The following is a 17459-nucleotide window of genomic DNA, read 5'->3' on the forward strand; positions in this document are numbered from 1 at the left end:
ATTTCTAATGGCCGATCAAAAACGCCTTTTTTTACTGGACGCTTACGCATTAATTTTCCGAGGATATTATGCTTTTATCAAAAACCCGCGAATTAATTCCAAAGGTTTTAATACTTCTGCGATCATGGGTTTTACAAATTCTCTTTTTGATGTTATAAGAAGAGAAAAACCAGATCATTTAGCGGTTTGTTTCGATAAGGATGGTAGCGAAGCCAGAACTGAAATGTTTTCAGACTATAAAGCGAACCGGGATGAAACTCCTGAACCTATACGCGAATCTATCCCGGTGATACAGGAAATTCTTCGCGCCATGCATATTCCAGTAGTGGAATGTGCCGGAATGGAAGCAGATGATATCATTGGAACTCTCGCCAAGCAGGCAGAAAAAGAGAACTATAAGGTATATATGGTGACTCCAGACAAAGATTTCGCTCAGCTGGTTTCAGAAAATATCTTTATGTATCGTCCTGCCAGAATGGGAAATGGGATTGAGATCTGGGGAATACCTGAAGTTCAGAATAAATTTGAGGTGGAACGCCCGGAGCAGGTGATTGATTTCCTCGGAATGATGGGCGACTCCGTAGATAATATTCCAGGACTTCCAGGAGTTGGTGAAAAGACCGCCAAGAAGTTTTTGAAGAAATACGGAAGTATGGAAGGTCTACTGGCAAATACCGATGACCTTAAAGGAAAGATGAAGGAAAAGGTGATCGAAAATGCTGAATTAGGGCGATTATCCAAAAAGCTGGCGACCATATTTATTGATTGTGATGTAAAGTTTCATGCTGAAGATTACGAACTTTCCATGCCAGATGGTGACAAAGTACAGGAGATCTTCGAAGACCTTGAATTCAGAAGACTAAAAGATCAGTTTTTAAAATTATTTTCAGGAGAAGAAGAGAGCACCCCTATACAGGTGAGTAATTCAACTTCAGCAAAACAAAACGCGCAAACCGCTGGCGCTGGACAGTTTTCATTATTTGGAGGTGATGGCGAAGAGATCGAACGAACATCATCGAGAACAAATCTGGCTGATACTCCGCATTTTTACCAGTTGCTTGAAACAGAAATGACACAAAAGCTATTTTTCGAACGACTGCTTATGCAGAAAAGTGTTTGTTTCGATACTGAAACCACTGGATTAAATCCACTGGATGCAGAATTAGTAGGAATTGCTTTTTCCTGGGAATCCGGGAAAGGCTACTATCTTCCATTTCCGGAGGAACGCGAGAAAGCACAGGAATTGATAGAAAAAATACGTCCTTTCTTTGAAAATGAATCTATTGAGAAGATAGGTCAGAATCTGAAATATGATATCAAGGTTCTGGACAAATATAATATTGAGGTGAAATCACCAATTTTTGATACTATGATCGCGCATTATCTTATCAATCCAGATATGCGTCATAATATGGATGTTCTGGCCGAAACTTACCTTAATTATACTCCGCAGCCAATTACCGAACTTATTGGAAAGAAAGGTAAGAATCAAAAAAGCATGCGTGATGTGGATCTGAAATCTCAAACTGAATACGGAGTAGAAGATGCCGATATCACTTTTCAGCTAAAAACGCTTTTCGAGAAAGAACTGGAAGACGCAAACACAAGAAAATTATTCAACGAAATTGAAATTCCGCTGGTAGAAGTACTGGCAGATATGGAACTGGAAGGAATCAAACTGGACGAAAATTACCTGCAATCCCTTTCCGAAGCATTAACCAACGATATAAAGGTCCTGGAAGCTAAAATTTATGAAGAAGCAGGCGAAGAATTCCTGATAAGTTCGCCAAAACAACTGGGAATCATTCTTTTTGAAAAAATGGAACTTTCCAAGAAACCCAAGAAAACGAAAACGGGTCAGTATAGCACCAGCGAGGACGTACTTTCTGTTTTAGCTGAAGAGAACCCGATCGTTCAACATGTACTGGATTACCGCGGACTTGTTAAATTACAGAACACCTACGTGGATGCGCTGCCAAATCAGGTAGAAAAAACGACCGGCCGTGTGCATACCGAATATATGCAAACTATCGCGGCTACCGGAAGGCTGAGTTCCAACAACCCGAACTTACAAAACATCCCGATTAGAACAGAACGGGGCAGACAGGTTAGAAAAGCTTTCGTTCCCAGAGATGAAAACTTCGTCCTGCTTGCAGCCGATTATTCCCAGATCGAATTGCGTATTATCGCCGCTTTAAGTGATGAAGAAAACATGATCAAAGCTTTTAAAGAGGGTGAAGATATTCATGCTTCCACAGCTGCAAAAGTTTTCAATGTGCCATTGGAAGAAGTTACTCGTGAACAAAGAAGCAACGCCAAAACTGTGAATTTCGGGATCATCTATGGCGTTTCAGCTTTTGGATTGAGCAATCAAACTTCTCTCTCTCGTAGTGAGGCAAAAGATTTGATCGACACCTATTATAAGACTTACCCTAAACTGAGTAGTTATATTGCAGACCAGGTAGAATTTGCAAGACAGAATGGGTATGTAAGTACTGTACTGGGACGCCGACGCTATTTAAAAGATATTAACTCCAGAAATCAGGTGGTCCGTGGTGCTGCGGAAAGAAATGCGGTGAATGCACCAATCCAGGGTAGTGCAGCAGATATCATCAAACTTGCCATGATTAATATTCATTACAAACTGAAGGCTGGAAACTATAAAACGCGCATGCTGCTACAGGTTCATGATGAATTGGTGTTCGACGCTCACAAAGAAGAACTGGAAGAGATGAAAATCATGATTCGAACAGAAATGGAGAACGCCTACAAACTGCAGGTGCCTTTAGATGTAGAAATTGGAATTGGCCAGAACTGGTTGGAAGCTCACTAGTCGAAGAAAGATCTAAAAACTTAAAAACCTCGTTAGCAATACTAACGAGGTTTATTGACTAACACTATAAACTACTTCTTACTATTAATTCACTTTAGTGTACTCCAGCATCATAATTCTGATTTCAGAAGCTCTCGTATTACCGGGATCATTCACGTATTGATCTGATTCGATTTTAGAAACATCAAAAGCGAAAGTTCCAGATCCGAGATCGATCGCTTTTTCATGAACAAAGGTTTCTTTATCAATAGTAAGTTCCAAAACAAGCTTGTTATCGCTTACATACCAATCACCTGAATCCATTCTATCGGAAAGGCAACTAAAGTCATTACCATCACCAGATTCAAAACTCATCATTGCATTGTTACTTACAAACGTACTATCAGAGTTAAATGTTATACTCATTGTGTTAAAACAATCAGTTTCATCCAGAAGGTTTTTACTTCCACCAGCATTAGAGTCAAGATCTACTTCCACGTCTGCCATCATTTTCGTTAAATTCCAACTTCCAACCATGTTTTCGCTAGTAACTGTGGTTGCGTTACTGATTTTTAATTGAGATTCCTGAGCAACGTCTTCCTTACTACAACTTTGCATCAAAATTCCTGCGAACAGTAGGCAGAAATACAATCTAACATTCATTATTCGTTTCATGATATATATTTAGGGATTACAAACATACAGTACAATTATAGAAATTAAGGAATCCTTAACAGCAAAAATTAACTTTAAACGCACAAAAAAGTACTTTATCGATATAAATATTACTAATAATCTCTTTTTGAAGTCCTTTACCTACATAATAGTGATTCGCTTGACAGAATTAAGCTTAGATATACAGGTATTTTATCATCCTGAAAACCAGCCGCTTTAAGTCAGATTAAATTTTGATAGTGCTGTTTGCTATATGAATTTATAATTGTACATTTGCACCCCTGTTTTCCCGATTGAGATTCGGGTAAATGGGATTGGAATGTTTAATAATTAGTAAAATCAATTGGTGTGGACACATTAAGTTACAAAACAGTATCGGCTAACAAAGCCACCAGAACCAAAGAATGGGTTGTGGTAGATGCTGACGGACAAAATTTAGGTCGTCTTGCTTCAAGAGTAGCATATCTACTTAGAGGAAAGCACAAGCCTAACTTCACCCCACATGTTGATTGCGGAGACAATGTAATTGTATTGAATGCGCAGGGAATCAACTTAACTGGAAAGAAATGGGACGCGAAAGAGTACATCCGTCACACAGGTTATCCAGGTGGTCAAAAGAGTCTGACAGCTTCAGAACTTTTCGAAAAAAGTCCTGAGAGACTAGTAGAAAAGTCAATTAAGGGGATGCTTCCTAAGAACAAACTTGGAGCAGAACTATTCAGAAATTTAAAGGTTTATGTAGGATCTGAACATGATCACGAAGCTCAAAAACCTAAAACTATTAACTTAAACGACGTTAAGTAATGGAGGTAATTCACAAAATTGGCCGTAGAAAAACTGCTGTGGCCCGTGTATATGTTTCAGAAGGACAGGGAAACATTACCGTAAACAAGAAAGACCTTAAAGATTACTTCACAACTGGAACACTTCTTTATAAAGTGAACCAGCCAATGATGCTTACCGAAAATGAAGGAAACTTCGACGTTAAAATTAACGTTTACGGTGGAGGTATCACTGGACAGGCTGAAGCAATCCGTCTGGCACTATCCAGAGCTATGGTGGCGCTAGACCAGGAAAATCATGGCGCACTTAAGCCAGAAGGTCTTCTTACTAGAGATCCACGTATGGTAGAACGTAAGAAATACGGACAGAAGAAAGCCCGTAAGAAATTCCAGTTCTCTAAACGTTAATATTATTACCGGAATATTTTCCGGGGAGTTCATAAAAAAATTAATTTTTTGTTGTTATTCTGTTCATGCCGGGCAGAAGTTAGTTTAGCATCTAAACAGTCAGGGCCATACTATTAAGTAGCCACCTGGTTGTTGCTATCTCAACAGAACGTAAACTATTACAAAAATGGCAAACAAAGTAGAAGTAAAAGAATTACTTGATGCTGGTGTTCATTTTGGACACTTAACCAGACGGTGGAATCCAAACATGGCTCCATATATCTATATGGAACGTAACGGGATCCACATCATCAACTTATATAAAAGTGCTGCTAAAATGCAGGAAGCAGGTGATGCTCTTGCAAAGATCGCAGCAAGCGGAAGAAAGATCCTTTTCGTAGCTACAAAGAAACAAGCGAAAGAGATCGTTGCTGAGCAAGCTGAAAAGGCTAACATGCCTTATATCACTGAGCGTTGGCCTGGTGGTATGCTAACAAACTTCGTTACTATTCGTAAAGCTGTTAAGAAAATGGCTTCTATCGATAGAATGAAGAAAGATGGAACTTTCAACTCTCTTTCTAAGAAAGAACGTTTGCAAGTAGATCGTCTTAGAGCTAAGCTAGAAAAGAACTTAGGTTCAATTTCAGACATGTCAAGACTTCCAGCTGCGCTTTTCGTTGTAGATACTACACGTGAGCACATTGCGATCAAAGAAGCACAAAAACTAAACATTCCAATTTTTGCGATGGTTGATACCAACTCAGATCCACGTGAGGTTGATTATCTAATTCCATCTAATGACGATGCTTCTAAATCTATTAGCAAAGTTGTTTCTTACGTTGCAGACTCTATCGTAGAAGGTCTTTCAGAAAGAAAATCTGAGAAACCAGCTAAGAAAAAGGAGGATTCTAATGCTTCAGAAGAGAAAAAAGCTAAACCTGCTGCTCCTAAAGCAGAGAAAGCTGAAGTTCCTTCTAAAGATGCCGAAGACAAAAAGGCAATGAAAGAAGCTAAGAATGATGTGAAGCTTGAATCTAAAAGTGAAACTTTAGATAAAGCCAAATCATCTAACGAAGAAGAATAAAATAACGTTTACATAAAATCTAAAAGTCGTTTAGCTTCTTTCTTTACAGTGAGTTTCTAAACGACTTTTTTCAATAAAAAAACAATATTATGGCTAAGATATCCGCCGCTGAAGTAAATAAATTAAGAAAAGCTACTGGTGCAGGAATGATGGACTGCAAGAAAGCATTAGTGGAAGCTGATGGTGATTTTGACGCTGCAATCGAATTGCTTCGTAAGAAAGGTCAGAAAGTAGCTGCAAAGAGAGCCGACAGAGATTCTTCTGAAGGTGCTGCAATTGCTCAGGTGAATACTGAAAACACTAGAGGTGTTATCATTTCCCTGAACTGTGAAACAGATTTCGTTGCTAAGAATGATGATTTCATCAAAATGGCTAACGATTTCGCTGAAATCGCTCTTAACTATTCTTCTAAAGAGGAATTTCTTAAAGCTGATTACAAAGGGATCACTGTAGAGGAGAAACTTACTGAGCAAACTGGTGTTATTGGTGAGAAGATCGAAATTGGTGCTTTCAAAACTCTTGAAGCTCCTTTCGTAGGATCTTACATCCACGCTGGAAATAAGATTGCTGTTCTTACAGGTCTTTCTAAAAGCGTTGATGGAGCGGATGAAGCTGCAAAGAACGTTTCCATGCAGGCTGCAGCAATGAATCCAGTTGCACTTAATGAAACTGGAGTTGATCAAGAAACTATCGATAAAGAAATCGAGATTGCTAAAGATACTTTGAGACAGGAAGGAAAGCCAGAAAACATGCTTGACAAGATCGCTCAGGGAAAACTTCAGCGTTTCTTCAAAGACAACACTTTGGTTCACCAGGCTTATATCAAGGAGAACAAGCAAAGCGTTGAGGAGTACGTGAAGTCTGTAGACAGCGAACTTGAAGTAGTTGCTTTCGAAAGAGTTGCTCTAGGATAATTTATTCTGAATAACATATCAAAGGAGGTTTTATGTATTTAAAACCTCTTTTTTTGTACTCATATTTTACCAGTTAAGCTGAAATGTTATCATAACTGAAGAATTTCAGTTCCATTAAAAATCACCATCCATGTCTGCAAGGCCATTTAAATTCAAACATTTTACCATAGAACAGGATCGTTGTGCCATGAAAATTGGAACAGACGGTGTGCTGCTTGGCGCATGGTCTTCGCTTGCACATGAACCGGAAAGGATCCTGGATATAGGCACCGGAACCGGGCTTATTGCCCTCATGATGGCTCAAAGATCTGGGGCGGAACTTATTGATGCGCTAGAAATCGAAGAAAATGCTTATGAACAGGCTGTGGATAATTTTGAAAATAGTGACTGGGGTGACCGCTTATTCTGTTATCATGCAGCATTTGATGAGTTTGTGAAAGAGATGCAGGATGAAGAGCATTACGATTTAATTCTATCCAATCCTCCATTTTATACTGAAGATTATAAGACAGGTGATGATCATCGTGATCAGGCTCGTTTTGCTGAAGCTTTGCCTCTCGCCGAATTATTGGAAGGTGCTTCCCTCCTGCTATCCAAAAACGGACGCTTTGATATGATCATTCCTTTTTCTAAAGAGGATACTGCGATTAAGATTGCTAAGACTTTTAAATTATATCCTACGAGAATTTCCAGAGTAAAGGGAACTGCTGAAGCACCCGTAAAAAGAAGTCTTATGAGCTTCAGTTTTGAAGAAACTTCAGCCGAAATTGAAGATCTTATCATTGAAATATCCAGACATAATTACACTCCGGAATACATTAATCTAGTCAAAGATTTCTACCTGAAATTATAATTGCTTCTCAGTAAAGACTTGGTTACATTTGTTAGAAACACTACACAATGAAACCAGATCTATTCCAGGCTCCTGATTATTACCAGATTGACGACCTGCTATCAAGTGAACATAAAATGGTTCGCGACGCTACCCGTGAATTTGTAAAAAGAGAAGTCTCTCCAATCATAGAAGAAGCAGCACAAACTGCCACATTCCCGAAACAGATTTTAAAAGGCCTTGCTGAAATTGGCGCTTTTGGACCTTACATTCCTGAAGAATATGGAGGTGCCGGACTTGACCAGATTTCCTACGGACTTATCATGCAGGAAATTGAGCGTGGAGACAGCGGAATTAGATCTACAGCTTCAGTACAGTCTTCCCTGGTGATGTATCCAATCTTCCAGTATGGAACTGAGGAACAACGGAAAAAGTATCTTCCAAAATTAGCTTCCGGAGAAATGGTAGGCTGTTTTGGTCTTACAGAACCAGATCATGGTTCTAATCCTGGAGGAATGACCACAAACTTTAAGGATAAAGGGGATCACTATTTATTAAATGGTGCAAAAATGTGGATCTCAAACTCACCATTTGCAGACATTGGCGTTGTCTGGGCTAAAAATGAAGAAGGACGTATACATGGCCTGATCGTAGAACGTGGAATGGAAGGCTTCAGTACTCCTGAAACTCATAACAAATGGTCTTTAAGAGCCAGTGCTACCGGAGAATTGATATTTGACAATGTAAAGGTGCCGAAGGAAAATCTATTACCAAATAAGTCCGGATTGGGAGCACCGCTTGGTTGCCTGGATTCGGCCAGATACGGGATTGCCTGGGGTGCCATAGGTGCCGCCATGGATTGTTATGATACTGCATTGCGTTATGCTAAGGAAAGAGAACAGTTTGGAGTGCCTATTGCCGCAAAACAATTGCAACAAAAGAAGCTTGCGGAAATGATCACTGAGATCACCAAAGCACAACTAATGGCTTGGAGACTTGGAACTTTGAAAAATGAAGGCAAAGCCACCTCGGCGCAGATCTCCATGGCAAAAAGGAATAACGTTGAAATGGCTATTAAAATAGCACGTGAATCCAGACAAATTCTAGGTGGTATGGGAATTACCGGTGAATACAGCATTATGCGACATATGATGAACCTTGAAAGTGTGATTACATATGAAGGAACTCATGATATTCATCTATTAATTACCGGGATGGATATTACGGGACACGCTGCATTTTAAAATGTTATGCTAAACTTATCGCAGCGCTTGATCGTTTGGAATGGACTTCGACAGGCTCAGTCCGGCTATTAGTGACATTCAATGCTGGTAAGCTAAAAAAATAAATCCTATAACAAATCAAAACAAGGGCAGCCTTTGCAACGTTTGCCCTTTTTATATTTATCGCAGCATTTAGTTTTTAGAGGTTTCGGCTTTTTAGCCACTACTCCATCCACCTGTAAATACTCTACAGATTTTTCAGAATAAAATATAAGGACTGCATTTAATGGCATATTTCAAAGTACAGTTTTAACCATAGCATTTAGTTAAACTAGCTGTAAAACCTATCTAATGTTTTTATAATATGTGGACTAGCTCTTACCTTTGCTGGAAAAATAACCCTATGATGATTAAAGAGATAAACGAAAGTTTAAAACCTCTAACCAACCAGTTAATTAATCATTCACTTTACCAGAAGATCGATAGTCCTGAACAACTGCAATTGTTTATGGAACATCATGTGTTTGCGGTTTGGGATTTTATGTCATTACTAACTGCCCTTCAGGAAAAACTTACTAAAACGACCAATCCGTGGTTGCCGGTAGGAGATCCGGAAACGAGATACCTAATCAATGAGATCGTTCTCGCCGAGGAAACCGATATTAACATGCAGGGAGAACGCCAGAGTCATTTTGAAATGTATCTGGATGCGATGACTGCCGCCGGGGCAAATAAGACCAAAATCGAAGATCTTTTAATGCAGGTAACTCATGGCACTGATATATTTTTAATCATCGCGACTAGCAAATTACCAGTAAGCATTAAACAATTTCTGAAACATACTTTCGAAGTTGTTTATAGCCAGGAACCTCATAAGATCGCTTCAGCTTTCACCTTTGGACGTGAAGGTTTGATTCCAGCAATGTTTACCTCTATCATAAGCAAAGTGCAGCAAAAATTCCCTGAGGAAGATCTGAGTCTGTTCAAATACTACTTTGATCGCCATATCGAACTGGATGAAGATGAACATGGTCCAATGGCATTTAGAATGGTCGAGCAATTGTGCGGAAATGATGATAAGAAGTGGCAGGAAGTAAAAGCTGTTGCTGAAAAGTCATTGCAAAGCAGAATCGAATTCTGGGATGGTATCGAAGCTGAAATTGAAGAGCGTAAATCGCTTCAAACAATCTAGAATTAGAAAAAATTATAGTAAAAAAGCCTGGAGAATTATCTTCAGGCTTTTTTTGTTATTCGGTTGTTGGAGCTATTCGAATCTCCAATCCTTCCAGTTCATCGGTAATAGGAATCTGGCAGCTAAGCCTGCTATTATCTTCCACATGAAATGCCTGATCCAGCATATCTTCTTCCTCGTAACTCATCTCCGGCAGCATGTGCTGATAATTGAGCATATAACACTGGCAAGAAGCACACATCGCCATTCCACCACATATCCCAATGGTACCTTCAGAAGCAAGCTCGTAAGAGCGAATAACCTCCATAAGGTTCATATTCATATCTGTTGGGGCATCGATAACATGAGCCTCTCCTTCGCGGTCTATTATGGTGATCTTAACGTCAGACATTTAATTACTTCTAATTTATACTTTTTACGACTTCTCTTTTAGCTTCCTTCTTACTTCCATCAAAACCACTAACTCCGCTTACAGTAGTATACTTCATCACATACTTCTTGTCTGGGTTAATTAACTGGTAAGCACTTTGACACATGATCGCAGCTTCATGGAAACCACAAAGAATAAGCTTTAATTTTCCTTTATAGGTATTTACATCACCAATTGCATAAACCCCGGGAATGTTCGTTTGATAATCATAAGTATTATCAACCTTAATAGCATTTTTTTCTATTTCCAATCCCCAGTCTCCAATTGGACCAAGTTTAGGTGAAAGTCCAAAAAGTGGAATAAAATCATCTACTTCTTTGATCTCTTCTCCTCTAGCTTCATCTTTATGCCTTATAACTACAGCATTAAGTTCATCTTTTCCCTGAAGATCTACAACTTCAGCATCAGTGATCAGATTTATCTTTCCGATTTTCGAAAGCTCTTCAACTTTTTCTACGGAATCTAAAGCTCCCCGGAAATCTTTTCTTCTATGCACCAAAGAAACTTCCGAAGCAACATTTGATAAAAAGATACTCCAATCCAAAGCTGAATCTCCACCACCGGCGATCACTACCTTGCGATCGCGATATACTTCAGGATCACGAATAATATAAGCAACACCTTTATCTTCAAAATCTTTGATAGAAGGAATTGGTGGTTTTCTAGGCTCAAAACTCCCCAGTCCACCAGCGATCACTACTACCGGAGCATGATGTTTAGTACCCTTACTGGTTGTAACGATAAAACTTCCATCTACCTGTTTGTCTATAGTCTCCGCTCTCTCGCCTAAAGTGAATCCAGGTTCGAAAGGCTTGATCTGCTCCATAAGATTATCAACCAGATCACCTGCAAGCACTTCAGGAAAACCAGGAATATCATAGATTGGTTTCTTCGGGTATATTTCTGAACATTGTCCTCCAGGTTGTGGAAGAGCATCGATCAGGTGACATTTCATCTTCAAGAGTCCGGCTTCAAAAACGGCGAATAATCCTGTTGGACCTGCACCGATAATGAGCATATCAGTTTTAATCATTCTTCAGCAAAATTTTAAAGGGTAGATCGATCTATATTTACCACTTTTTCTATTTGAGGCACATATTTCTTAATCGTCATTTCCACACCACTCTTCAGGGTCATTTGATTAACAGAACAGCCAACACAAGCTCCTTCAAGCTGTACTTTCACCAAACGATCATTTTCTTCTATAGATACAAGGGAAATGTTCCCCCCATCGCCTTCAAGAAATGGACGAATTTCGGCAAGTGCCTTTTCAACATTTATTTTAACTTCTTCGCTTGTCATTTATTTCTTCTTAACCGCGCTACATCCAGCCATCGTTGTGATCTTAATAGCTTCTGTAGGAGGTAAATTTTTATTTCTGTTCACCGTTTCCTGCACCATATTTCGAGTGATTTCCTCGAATGCACTTTCCAACGGAGTAGCAGTTTGTAAAGCTGCCGGTCTTCCAATATCTCCAGATTCTCTAAGACTCTGTAGTAGCGGAATTTCTCCTAAAAATGGCACTTCCAGATCTGCTGCCAGATTTTTAGCACCTTCTTTTCCGAAGATATAGTATTTATTTTCAGGAAGTTCTTCCGGAGTGAAATAAGCCATATTCTCAACAATTCCAAGTACCGGAACATTGATACTTTCCTGCTGGAACATCGCAACTCCTTTCTTAGCATCGGCTAAAGCAACGTTCTGCGGTGTACTTACAATAACAGAACCAGTGATTGGTAATGATTGCATGATCGATAAATGAATATCTCCCGTTCCCGGAGGTAAATCGATCAACATAAAATCCAGTTCTCCCCATGCTGCATCAAAGATCATTTGATTCAATGCCTTCGCTGCCATAGGTCCTCTCCAGACTACAGCCTGGTTAGGTTTGGTGAAAAATCCTATAGACAGGATCTTAACGCCATGATTTTCTACCGGTTTCATTTTGGATTTCCCGTCTACTGTAACAGATAAGGGCCTTTCAGCTTCCACATCAAACATAATTGGAGTAGAAGGACCATAGATATCTGCATCTAGAATACCTACCTTGAATCCCATTTTAGCCAGGGTCACTGCAAGATTCGCAGTTACGGTAGACTTACCAACGCCTCCTTTTCCAGAAGCCACGGCAATAATATTTTTGATTCCGGGAATTTGTTTCCCTTTGATCTCCGGCTTCTTCTCAGCAGCTTCAATCTTGATATTTACTTTAATTTTCGCCTTCTCATAAACCTTTTCATGAATGGCTTTCATCACATCAACCTCTGCTCGTTTTTTGATATGAAGAGCTGGTGTACTTAATACTAGATCGACCACTACTTCATCGCCAAAGGTCATTACATTTTGAACCGCACCACTCTCGACCATATTAGCTCCTTCGCCGGCTACGGAAATAGTTTCTAATGCGGATAAAATTTCTTTTCTGTTCAATTTCATAGACTGATTTTAATCAGATTTTTTACAGCTTAATTAGACTGATTCTAAACGCAAATATAAAGGTAAAAGCTAAGAATACGAAGAATTTAGGAATATTAGATCGATAGCTGGATAGCAGTAATTTATGGTAGTTTATATTCAGTTAAAGCTCTTTCATGGGATCCCAGAAGAGTTCCTTGAAATTGACTACCTGTAGTTCTTTCACCTCAACACCTTCAGCTTCCAGAAGTTGTTGCATAGCGTTGGTTCCAGAGAAGTGATGTTTACCAGAAAGCATTCCGTTACGATTCACTACTCTATGCGCCGGAACATTTCTATCATGAGAATTATTCATTGCCCAACCTACCATTCTTGCACTACGAGCAGCACCAAGAGATTTTGCAATGGCTCCGTAAGAAGTTACCCGCCCTTCAGGAATTTCGCGGCAGACTTCATAAACCCTATCAAAAAAACCTGAATTATCTTTCAAAACTAATTATTCAGAATTCTTACCAGCGCAATGACAATAAGTACTGCCATTAATGCTGCCATGAAATAGTTGGAGTACTTTGCAAATGACTCTGCTTTCTTTTCGATCTTATCAAAAAGTACCACGTAGAGATATAAAGCTGTAAAACTTCCTAAACACGCAGCTATAGAAAAGGATGAATTTAAGGACCAGTCGTATTCCAGACCACCGCTTAAATTCATTGCTCCTGCAATTGCTACAAAATAAGGAATAGGAAACACGTTCAAGGCAGCGATGAACATGCCTTTATAGATACTATTCGCATTCGCCTTTCGCTTACTTGGGTCAATTCTTTTCTTTTTCTGTGCCTGGATGAAAAAATATACCGCAAGAATACAGAATACTACGAGACCAGCCCGAAGCAGCATCTTTTTAACAAAAGGATTTTCAAAAATATAACCTGCAAGCAGTACCGCAATAAGTGCCTGTATAAATACAATAATACCTGCACCAATGGCTACATAGAGTCCGTTTCTTTTACCTTTTTCCACGCAGGTCTTTGCCACGGTCATGTTTACCAAACCTGGAGGCACCACACCAATAAAGGCGGCAAAATAGGTAATAAGGAAAATCTTTGTTTCTTCCAATAATGTCTATTTAATCCGGAATTGAATATAGGTAATAGGTTTACCTTTTTCAAGGTACTGTTTTTCGTAGAAAGTTTGAATTCCGGTTACTTCTTTTGGAGAATATTCATTACTGTAAATATCGTGATGCGCATAAAGGATCTCCTGACCCTGACCATGTAATAAGCCTAAAGTATAACCATGCATAAATTCAGAATCTGTTTTTAAGTGCATGAGTCCGTCGACTTTAAGAATATTCTTGTAGCGAATTAAAAACTCTGCATTGGTCAAACGATGCTTTGTACGCTTATATTTTATCTGTGGATCTGGAAATGTGATCCAGATCTCACTAACTTCTCCGGAAGCAAATACATATTCTATAAGTTCAATCTGCGTTCTAATAAAAGCAACGTTCTCCATTCCTTCTTCGATGGCAGTTTTTGCGCCACGCCAGAAACGTGCTCCTTTTATATCCACCCCAATAAAGTTCTTATCTGGATTCTGCCTGGCCAGCTCTACGGTATACTCACCTTTTCCACAGCCGAGTTCCAAAACTATTGGATTATTATTCTTAAAAAAATCCTTGCTCCAGTTTCCTTTTAACGCAAATTCATTGTCCGTAAGTTCTTCTCTTGACGGCTGAATTACATTTTCAAACTGCTCGTTCTCTCTGAAACGTTTAAGTTTATTCTTGCTTCCCACTTAAAATTGATATTTTGGCAAAATTAAAGAAATTAGCTTAGGAGCGGCTAAGAATAGTTTTGAATATGTCCAAGAAACGAATTTTAGTGGCTGTGATGAATTGGGGATTGGGACATGCCACCCGTAGTATTCCTGTAATTAATGCGCTTCAAAACGAAAATTACGAACCTATGGTGGCTTCAGATGGTGCCGCACTGCAATTACTGAAAAAGGAATTTCCAGAGCTTACTCATCTCGAATTACCCGGTTATAATATTCAATATGCAAAGAAAGGATGGCTTCTCAACTGGAAGATCATTGCCCAAACCAGTCATATTCGAAAGACCATCGCTGCGGAAAAAGAAAAGACCAGGCAGATTATCAAAGATTATCAAATTGAAGGCATCATTTCCGACAATCGGTTTGGGGTTTATAGTGAAGATCTGAAAACAAATGTTTTTATCACTCACCAGATCCATGTTCTAAGTGGCATCACTACCTTCCTTTCTACATTTATTAATCGCCAGCATTTGAAGAATTTTGACCAGATCTGGATTCCGGATTATGCTTCGACGGAAAGGAATTTAAGCGGAAAACTGAGTCATGTAGATGATCTGCCTGAGCAATGCACCTATATTGGTGCTTTGAGTAGATTCGAGAAGCGTGAAATAGAAATTAAATACAAGTACCTGCTGCTGCTTAGCGGGCCGGAACCTCAGCGTAGCCTGCTTGAAGAAAAATTGTTAGAATGCTTCAGTAAAACTAATGACAGTATATTGTTGGTACGCGGAGTAATTTCCGAAGAAGAACAGCTAAGTTCAACTAATTCAAACCTGCAGATTCGTAATTATCTCTTCGGAAGAGAACTGGAAGATGCTATAAACAGTAGTGAGACGATCATTGCAAGATCAGGTTACACTACGCTGATGGATCTGGCAAAATTAGAAAAGAAGGCGTTCTTTATTCCAACACCCGGACAGGAAGAACAGGAATATCTGGCAAAAAGACTGGAACGGCAAAGCATTGCTCCTTTCTGTTCACAAAATCAATTCAGTTTAGAAAAACTGAAAGAAATTGATAATTATACCGGCTTAAGTAATTTCGGTGATGGCCGAGTTCTCCGGGATCTCTTTGCGTTTTTCGAGAGTGAATGAAAATTCACTTCCAACTCCAAACACACTTTCCACATAGATCTTTTCCTCATGCGCTTCCAGAATGTGCTTCACTATAGAAAGCCCAAGTCCTGAACCTCCTTCTTTCCGTGAACCACTTTTATCCACACGATAGAACCTTTCAAATAAACGCGGAATATTCTCTTTGGCAATCCCTTCCCCATTATCTGTCACCCTAACAATGACCTTGTTTTTAATAAGATTCTCAATACTTATCTCTGTAGTTCCACCATTCTTTCCATATTTAATGGAGTTAACGATAAGATTTGTCAAAACCTGCTGAATTCTTTCTCTGTCTGCCCTTACGAGAATGGGCTCTGAGTAATCCAGATCAAAAGTGAGCGTAATATTTTTTTTGGTAGCCTTCATTTCAAGAAGATCAAAGGATGCCTGTATCAACTCAATAATATCAAAAGTCTCGTACTTAAGATGTAGATCACCGGTTTCCAGCTTGGTGATCATATCAAGATCTTTCACGATATAAATAAGTCGCTCTACTCCCTTATTGGCTCTGGCGAGGTATTTTTTTCGAATGACCTTATCCTTATGGGCTCCATCTATTAGAGTTAGGATATAACCCTGAACAGTGAAAAGTGGTGTTTTGAGTTCATGGGAAACATTACCCATAAATTCCTTACGATAAGCTTCTCTTACTTTTAAGGTTTCGATCTCCAGCTTTTTATCCTCGGCAAATTTCTTTACCTCGCGGGTAAGACTGGACATGTCTGTAGTGATCTGGTTAGGACTTAAGGTTTTTGAATCGAGAAGTGATACATTATCATACACCTTCTTGATACGGCGATAAATAAACCGTTCTACTCTATATTGGATGATCAAAAATGAGAACAGGTAGCACAAACCTGCAAAAATAAGAAGTGCGATCCACCAGTTCTGCAAATCCAGAAAGATGAATAACGCCAGTATCGCGGTAAGGAAAAGGCTGATAAATAAAGCAGTCCTTATTGCAAATCTATAAGACCTCTTAAATTGTTGCGCCATTAAACTACAAACTTGTACCCAACACCTTTGATGGTTTTGATCTTATCGTCACCGATCTTTTCACGTAGTTTTCGAATATGAACATCTATCGTTCTTCCTCCAACTACGATATCATTACCCCATACTTTGTCAAGGATATCTTCTCTCTTAAAGACTTTCCCCGGTTTGGATGCTAACAAAGATAACAACTCAAATTCTTTTCTGGGCAGACTGCGTTCTTCACCATTCTGTTCGATCTTATATTCATCGCGATTAATAGTGATCCCGGAAAGTTTTACAATATTGGAACCTGCCTCTTCATCGCGGTAGCGTCTTAACAACGCCTTTACTTTGCTCACCAGAACTTTTGGCTTAATAGGTTTAGTGATATAATCGTCTGCTCCGGCATCAAAACCTGCCATTTGCGAATAGTCTTCTCCTCTTGCAGTTAGGAATGTAATGATCGTATGCTCAAGATCTGTAATCTTTCTTATCTGCTCACAGGCTTCAATACCATCCATTTCGGGCATCATAACATCCAGAATAATAAGATGCGGTTTATGTTTTTGAGCAAGCTTAACAGCTTTTGCACCATTATCTGCAGTGATCACCTGGTAACCTTCCGAAGAGAGATTATACCCTACTATTTCCAGGATATCCGGCTCATCATCTACTAATAAAATCTGAATGTCTTTTTTCTTCATGGTGTACAACTATGGTTTACAGTTCATAAAATTAAGGATTAATTTGAATTAACATTGAGGTTAATCTATTGGTAACATTAAAC

19 protein-coding genes are annotated in these 17459 nt (G+C 39.1%); 9 read left to right on the forward strand and 10 right to left on the reverse strand.

Annotated elements, in window-relative coordinates; translation table 11 throughout:
• Positions 1–7: 7 nt before the first annotated feature.
• The gene (gene polA / locus ABVM50_RS02100) at positions 8–2833 is read left to right on the forward strand and encodes a DNA polymerase I (RefSeq protein ID WP_405199752.1); all 2826 of its coding nucleotides are present in this window, start codon (positions 8–10) and stop codon (positions 2831–2833) included.
• Between the two features lie 84 nt (positions 2834–2917).
• On the opposite strand, the gene ABVM50_RS02105 is transcribed toward polA, so the two are convergent.
• Positions 2918–3487, reverse strand: coding sequence for a DUF5004 domain-containing protein (locus ABVM50_RS02105; RefSeq protein ID WP_405199753.1), 570 nt, complete (start codon positions 3485–3487; stop codon positions 2918–2920).
• A gap of 348 nt (positions 3488–3835) precedes the next feature.
• Here ABVM50_RS02105 and rplM point away from each other — a divergent pair, with 348 nt between their 5' ends.
• From rplM to ABVM50_RS02140, 7 genes are all read left to right on the forward strand, one after another.
• On the forward strand, positions 3836–4291 hold the full coding sequence (gene rplM, locus ABVM50_RS02110; RefSeq protein ID WP_141878868.1) for a 50S ribosomal protein L13: 456 nt from the start codon (positions 3836–3838) through the stop codon (positions 4289–4291).
• The gene (gene rpsI / locus ABVM50_RS02115) at positions 4291–4677 is read left to right on the forward strand and encodes a 30S ribosomal protein S9 (protein WP_141878869.1); all 387 of its coding nucleotides are present in this window, start codon (positions 4291–4293) and stop codon (positions 4675–4677) included. The genes rplM and rpsI overlap by 1 nt, the downstream gene beginning before the upstream one ends.
• 166 nt (positions 4678–4843) lie before the next feature.
• On the forward strand, positions 4844–5740 hold the full coding sequence (gene rpsB / locus ABVM50_RS02120; RefSeq protein WP_141878870.1) for a 30S ribosomal protein S2: 897 nt from the start codon (positions 4844–4846) through the stop codon (positions 5738–5740).
• An 89-nt stretch (positions 5741–5829) separates the two neighbouring features.
• On the forward strand, positions 5830–6654 hold the full coding sequence (gene tsf / locus ABVM50_RS02125) for a translation elongation factor Ts (protein ID WP_405199754.1): 825 nt from the start codon (positions 5830–5832) through the stop codon (positions 6652–6654).
• Positions 6655–6784: 130 nt separating this feature from the next.
• Positions 6785–7507, forward strand: coding sequence for a tRNA1(Val) (adenine(37)-N6)-methyltransferase (locus ABVM50_RS02130; protein ID WP_405199755.1), 723 nt, complete (start codon positions 6785–6787; stop codon positions 7505–7507).
• Positions 7508–7554: 47 nt separating this feature from the next.
• Entirely contained in the window at positions 7555–8730 is a 1176-nt protein-coding gene (locus ABVM50_RS02135) for an acyl-CoA dehydrogenase family protein (protein ID WP_405199756.1), read from the forward strand.
• 385 nt (positions 8731–9115) lie between these two features.
• Positions 9116–9901 (forward strand): DUF3050 domain-containing protein, encoded by a 786-nt coding sequence (locus tag ABVM50_RS02140; protein WP_405200677.1) that lies wholly within the window; start codon positions 9116–9118, stop codon positions 9899–9901.
• 55 nt (positions 9902–9956) lie between these two features.
• Here the strand turns inward: ABVM50_RS02140 and ABVM50_RS02145 are convergent, their stop codons facing one another.
• From ABVM50_RS02145 to trmB, 7 genes are all read right to left on the reverse strand, one after another.
• Complete coding sequence (locus ABVM50_RS02145) at positions 9957–10292, reverse strand: 2Fe-2S iron-sulfur cluster-binding protein (RefSeq protein WP_405199757.1); 336 nt, start codon at positions 10290–10292, stop codon at positions 9957–9959.
• A gap of 10 nt (positions 10293–10302) precedes the next feature.
• Complete coding sequence (locus tag ABVM50_RS02150; RefSeq protein WP_405199758.1) at positions 10303–11364, reverse strand: NAD(P)/FAD-dependent oxidoreductase; 1062 nt, start codon at positions 11362–11364, stop codon at positions 10303–10305.
• Between the two features lie 14 nt (positions 11365–11378).
• Entirely contained in the window at positions 11379–11633 is a 255-nt protein-coding gene (locus tag ABVM50_RS02155) for a NifU family protein (RefSeq protein ID WP_405199759.1), read from the reverse strand.
• Complete coding sequence (locus ABVM50_RS02160; RefSeq protein WP_141878876.1) at positions 11634–12767, reverse strand: Mrp/NBP35 family ATP-binding protein; 1134 nt, start codon at positions 12765–12767, stop codon at positions 11634–11636.
• A 142-nt stretch (positions 12768–12909) separates the two neighbouring features.
• On the reverse strand, positions 12910–13236 hold the full coding sequence (locus ABVM50_RS02165; RefSeq protein ID WP_405199760.1) for an MGMT family protein: 327 nt from the start codon (positions 13234–13236) through the stop codon (positions 12910–12912).
• Positions 13237–13238: 2 nt separating this feature from the next.
• The gene (locus tag ABVM50_RS02170) at positions 13239–13862 is read right to left on the reverse strand and encodes a LysE family translocator (RefSeq protein ID WP_141878878.1); all 624 of its coding nucleotides are present in this window, start codon (positions 13860–13862) and stop codon (positions 13239–13241) included.
• Between the two features lie 6 nt (positions 13863–13868).
• Positions 13869–14543: a tRNA (guanosine(46)-N7)-methyltransferase TrmB gene (gene trmB / locus ABVM50_RS02175; protein WP_405199761.1), complete on the reverse strand. Its 675-nt coding sequence runs from the start codon at positions 14541–14543 to the stop codon at positions 13869–13871.
• A gap of 65 nt (positions 14544–14608) precedes the next feature.
• Between trmB and ABVM50_RS02180 the strand changes: the two genes are divergently transcribed.
• Positions 14609–15676, forward strand: a complete 1068-nt coding sequence (locus ABVM50_RS02180; protein WP_405199762.1) for a glycosyltransferase family protein — start codon at positions 14609–14611, stop codon at positions 15674–15676.
• Here ABVM50_RS02180 and ABVM50_RS02185 read toward each other — a convergent pair.
• Positions 15614–16693: a sensor histidine kinase gene (locus ABVM50_RS02185; RefSeq protein WP_405199763.1), complete on the reverse strand. Its 1080-nt coding sequence runs from the start codon at positions 16691–16693 to the stop codon at positions 15614–15616. The two genes, ABVM50_RS02180 and ABVM50_RS02185, sit on opposite strands and share 63 nt — an antisense overlap.
• Positions 16693–17376, reverse strand: a complete 684-nt coding sequence (locus ABVM50_RS02190) for a response regulator transcription factor (protein WP_141878882.1) — start codon at positions 17374–17376, stop codon at positions 16693–16695. Before ABVM50_RS02190 ends, ABVM50_RS02185 begins: the two co-directional genes overlap by 1 nt.
• Between the last annotated feature and the right edge of the window lie 83 nt (positions 17377–17459).

Origin of the sequence: Christiangramia sp. LLG6405-1, assembly GCF_045055805.1 — a bacterium.
Lineage (GTDB): Bacteria > Bacteroidota > Bacteroidia > Flavobacteriales > Flavobacteriaceae > Christiangramia.

Bases quoted from the DNA above. Each gene is read 5' to 3' on its own strand.
- polA (WP_405199752.1), top strand. From the start codon at position 8: ATGGCCGATCAAAAACGCCTTTTTTTACTGGACGCTTACGCATTAATT.
- ABVM50_RS02105 (WP_405199753.1), bottom strand. From the start codon at position 3,487: ATGAAACGAATAATGAATGTTAGATTGTATTTCTGCCTACTGTTCGCA.
- rpsI (WP_141878869.1), top strand. From the start codon at position 4,291: ATGGAGGTAATTCACAAAATTGGCCGTAGAAAAACTGCTGTGGCCCGT.
- rpsB (WP_141878870.1), top strand. From the start codon at position 4,844: ATGGCAAACAAAGTAGAAGTAAAAGAATTACTTGATGCTGGTGTTCAT.
- tsf (WP_405199754.1), top strand. From the start codon at position 5,830: ATGGCTAAGATATCCGCCGCTGAAGTAAATAAATTAAGAAAAGCTACT.
- ABVM50_RS02130 (WP_405199755.1), top strand. From the start codon at position 6,785: ATGTCTGCAAGGCCATTTAAATTCAAACATTTTACCATAGAACAGGAT.
- ABVM50_RS02135 (WP_405199756.1), top strand. From the start codon at position 7,555: ATGAAACCAGATCTATTCCAGGCTCCTGATTATTACCAGATTGACGAC.
- ABVM50_RS02140 (WP_405200677.1), top strand. From the start codon at position 9,116: ATGATTAAAGAGATAAACGAAAGTTTAAAACCTCTAACCAACCAGTTA.
- ABVM50_RS02145 (WP_405199757.1), bottom strand. From the start codon at position 10,292: ATGTCTGACGTTAAGATCACCATAATAGACCGCGAAGGAGAGGCTCAT.
- ABVM50_RS02150 (WP_405199758.1), bottom strand. From the start codon at position 11,364: ATGATTAAAACTGATATGCTCATTATCGGTGCAGGTCCAACAGGATTA.
- ABVM50_RS02155 (WP_405199759.1), bottom strand. From the start codon at position 11,633: ATGACAAGCGAAGAAGTTAAAATAAATGTTGAAAAGGCACTTGCCGAA.
- ABVM50_RS02160 (WP_141878876.1), bottom strand. From the start codon at position 12,767: ATGAAATTGAACAGAAAAGAAATTTTATCCGCATTAGAAACTATTTCC.
- ABVM50_RS02180 (WP_405199762.1), top strand. From the start codon at position 14,609: ATGTCCAAGAAACGAATTTTAGTGGCTGTGATGAATTGGGGATTGGGA.
- ABVM50_RS02185 (WP_405199763.1), bottom strand. From the start codon at position 16,693: ATGGCGCAACAATTTAAGAGGTCTTATAGATTTGCAATAAGGACTGCT.
- ABVM50_RS02190 (WP_141878882.1), bottom strand. From the start codon at position 17,376: ATGAAGAAAAAAGACATTCAGATTTTATTAGTAGATGATGAGCCGGAT.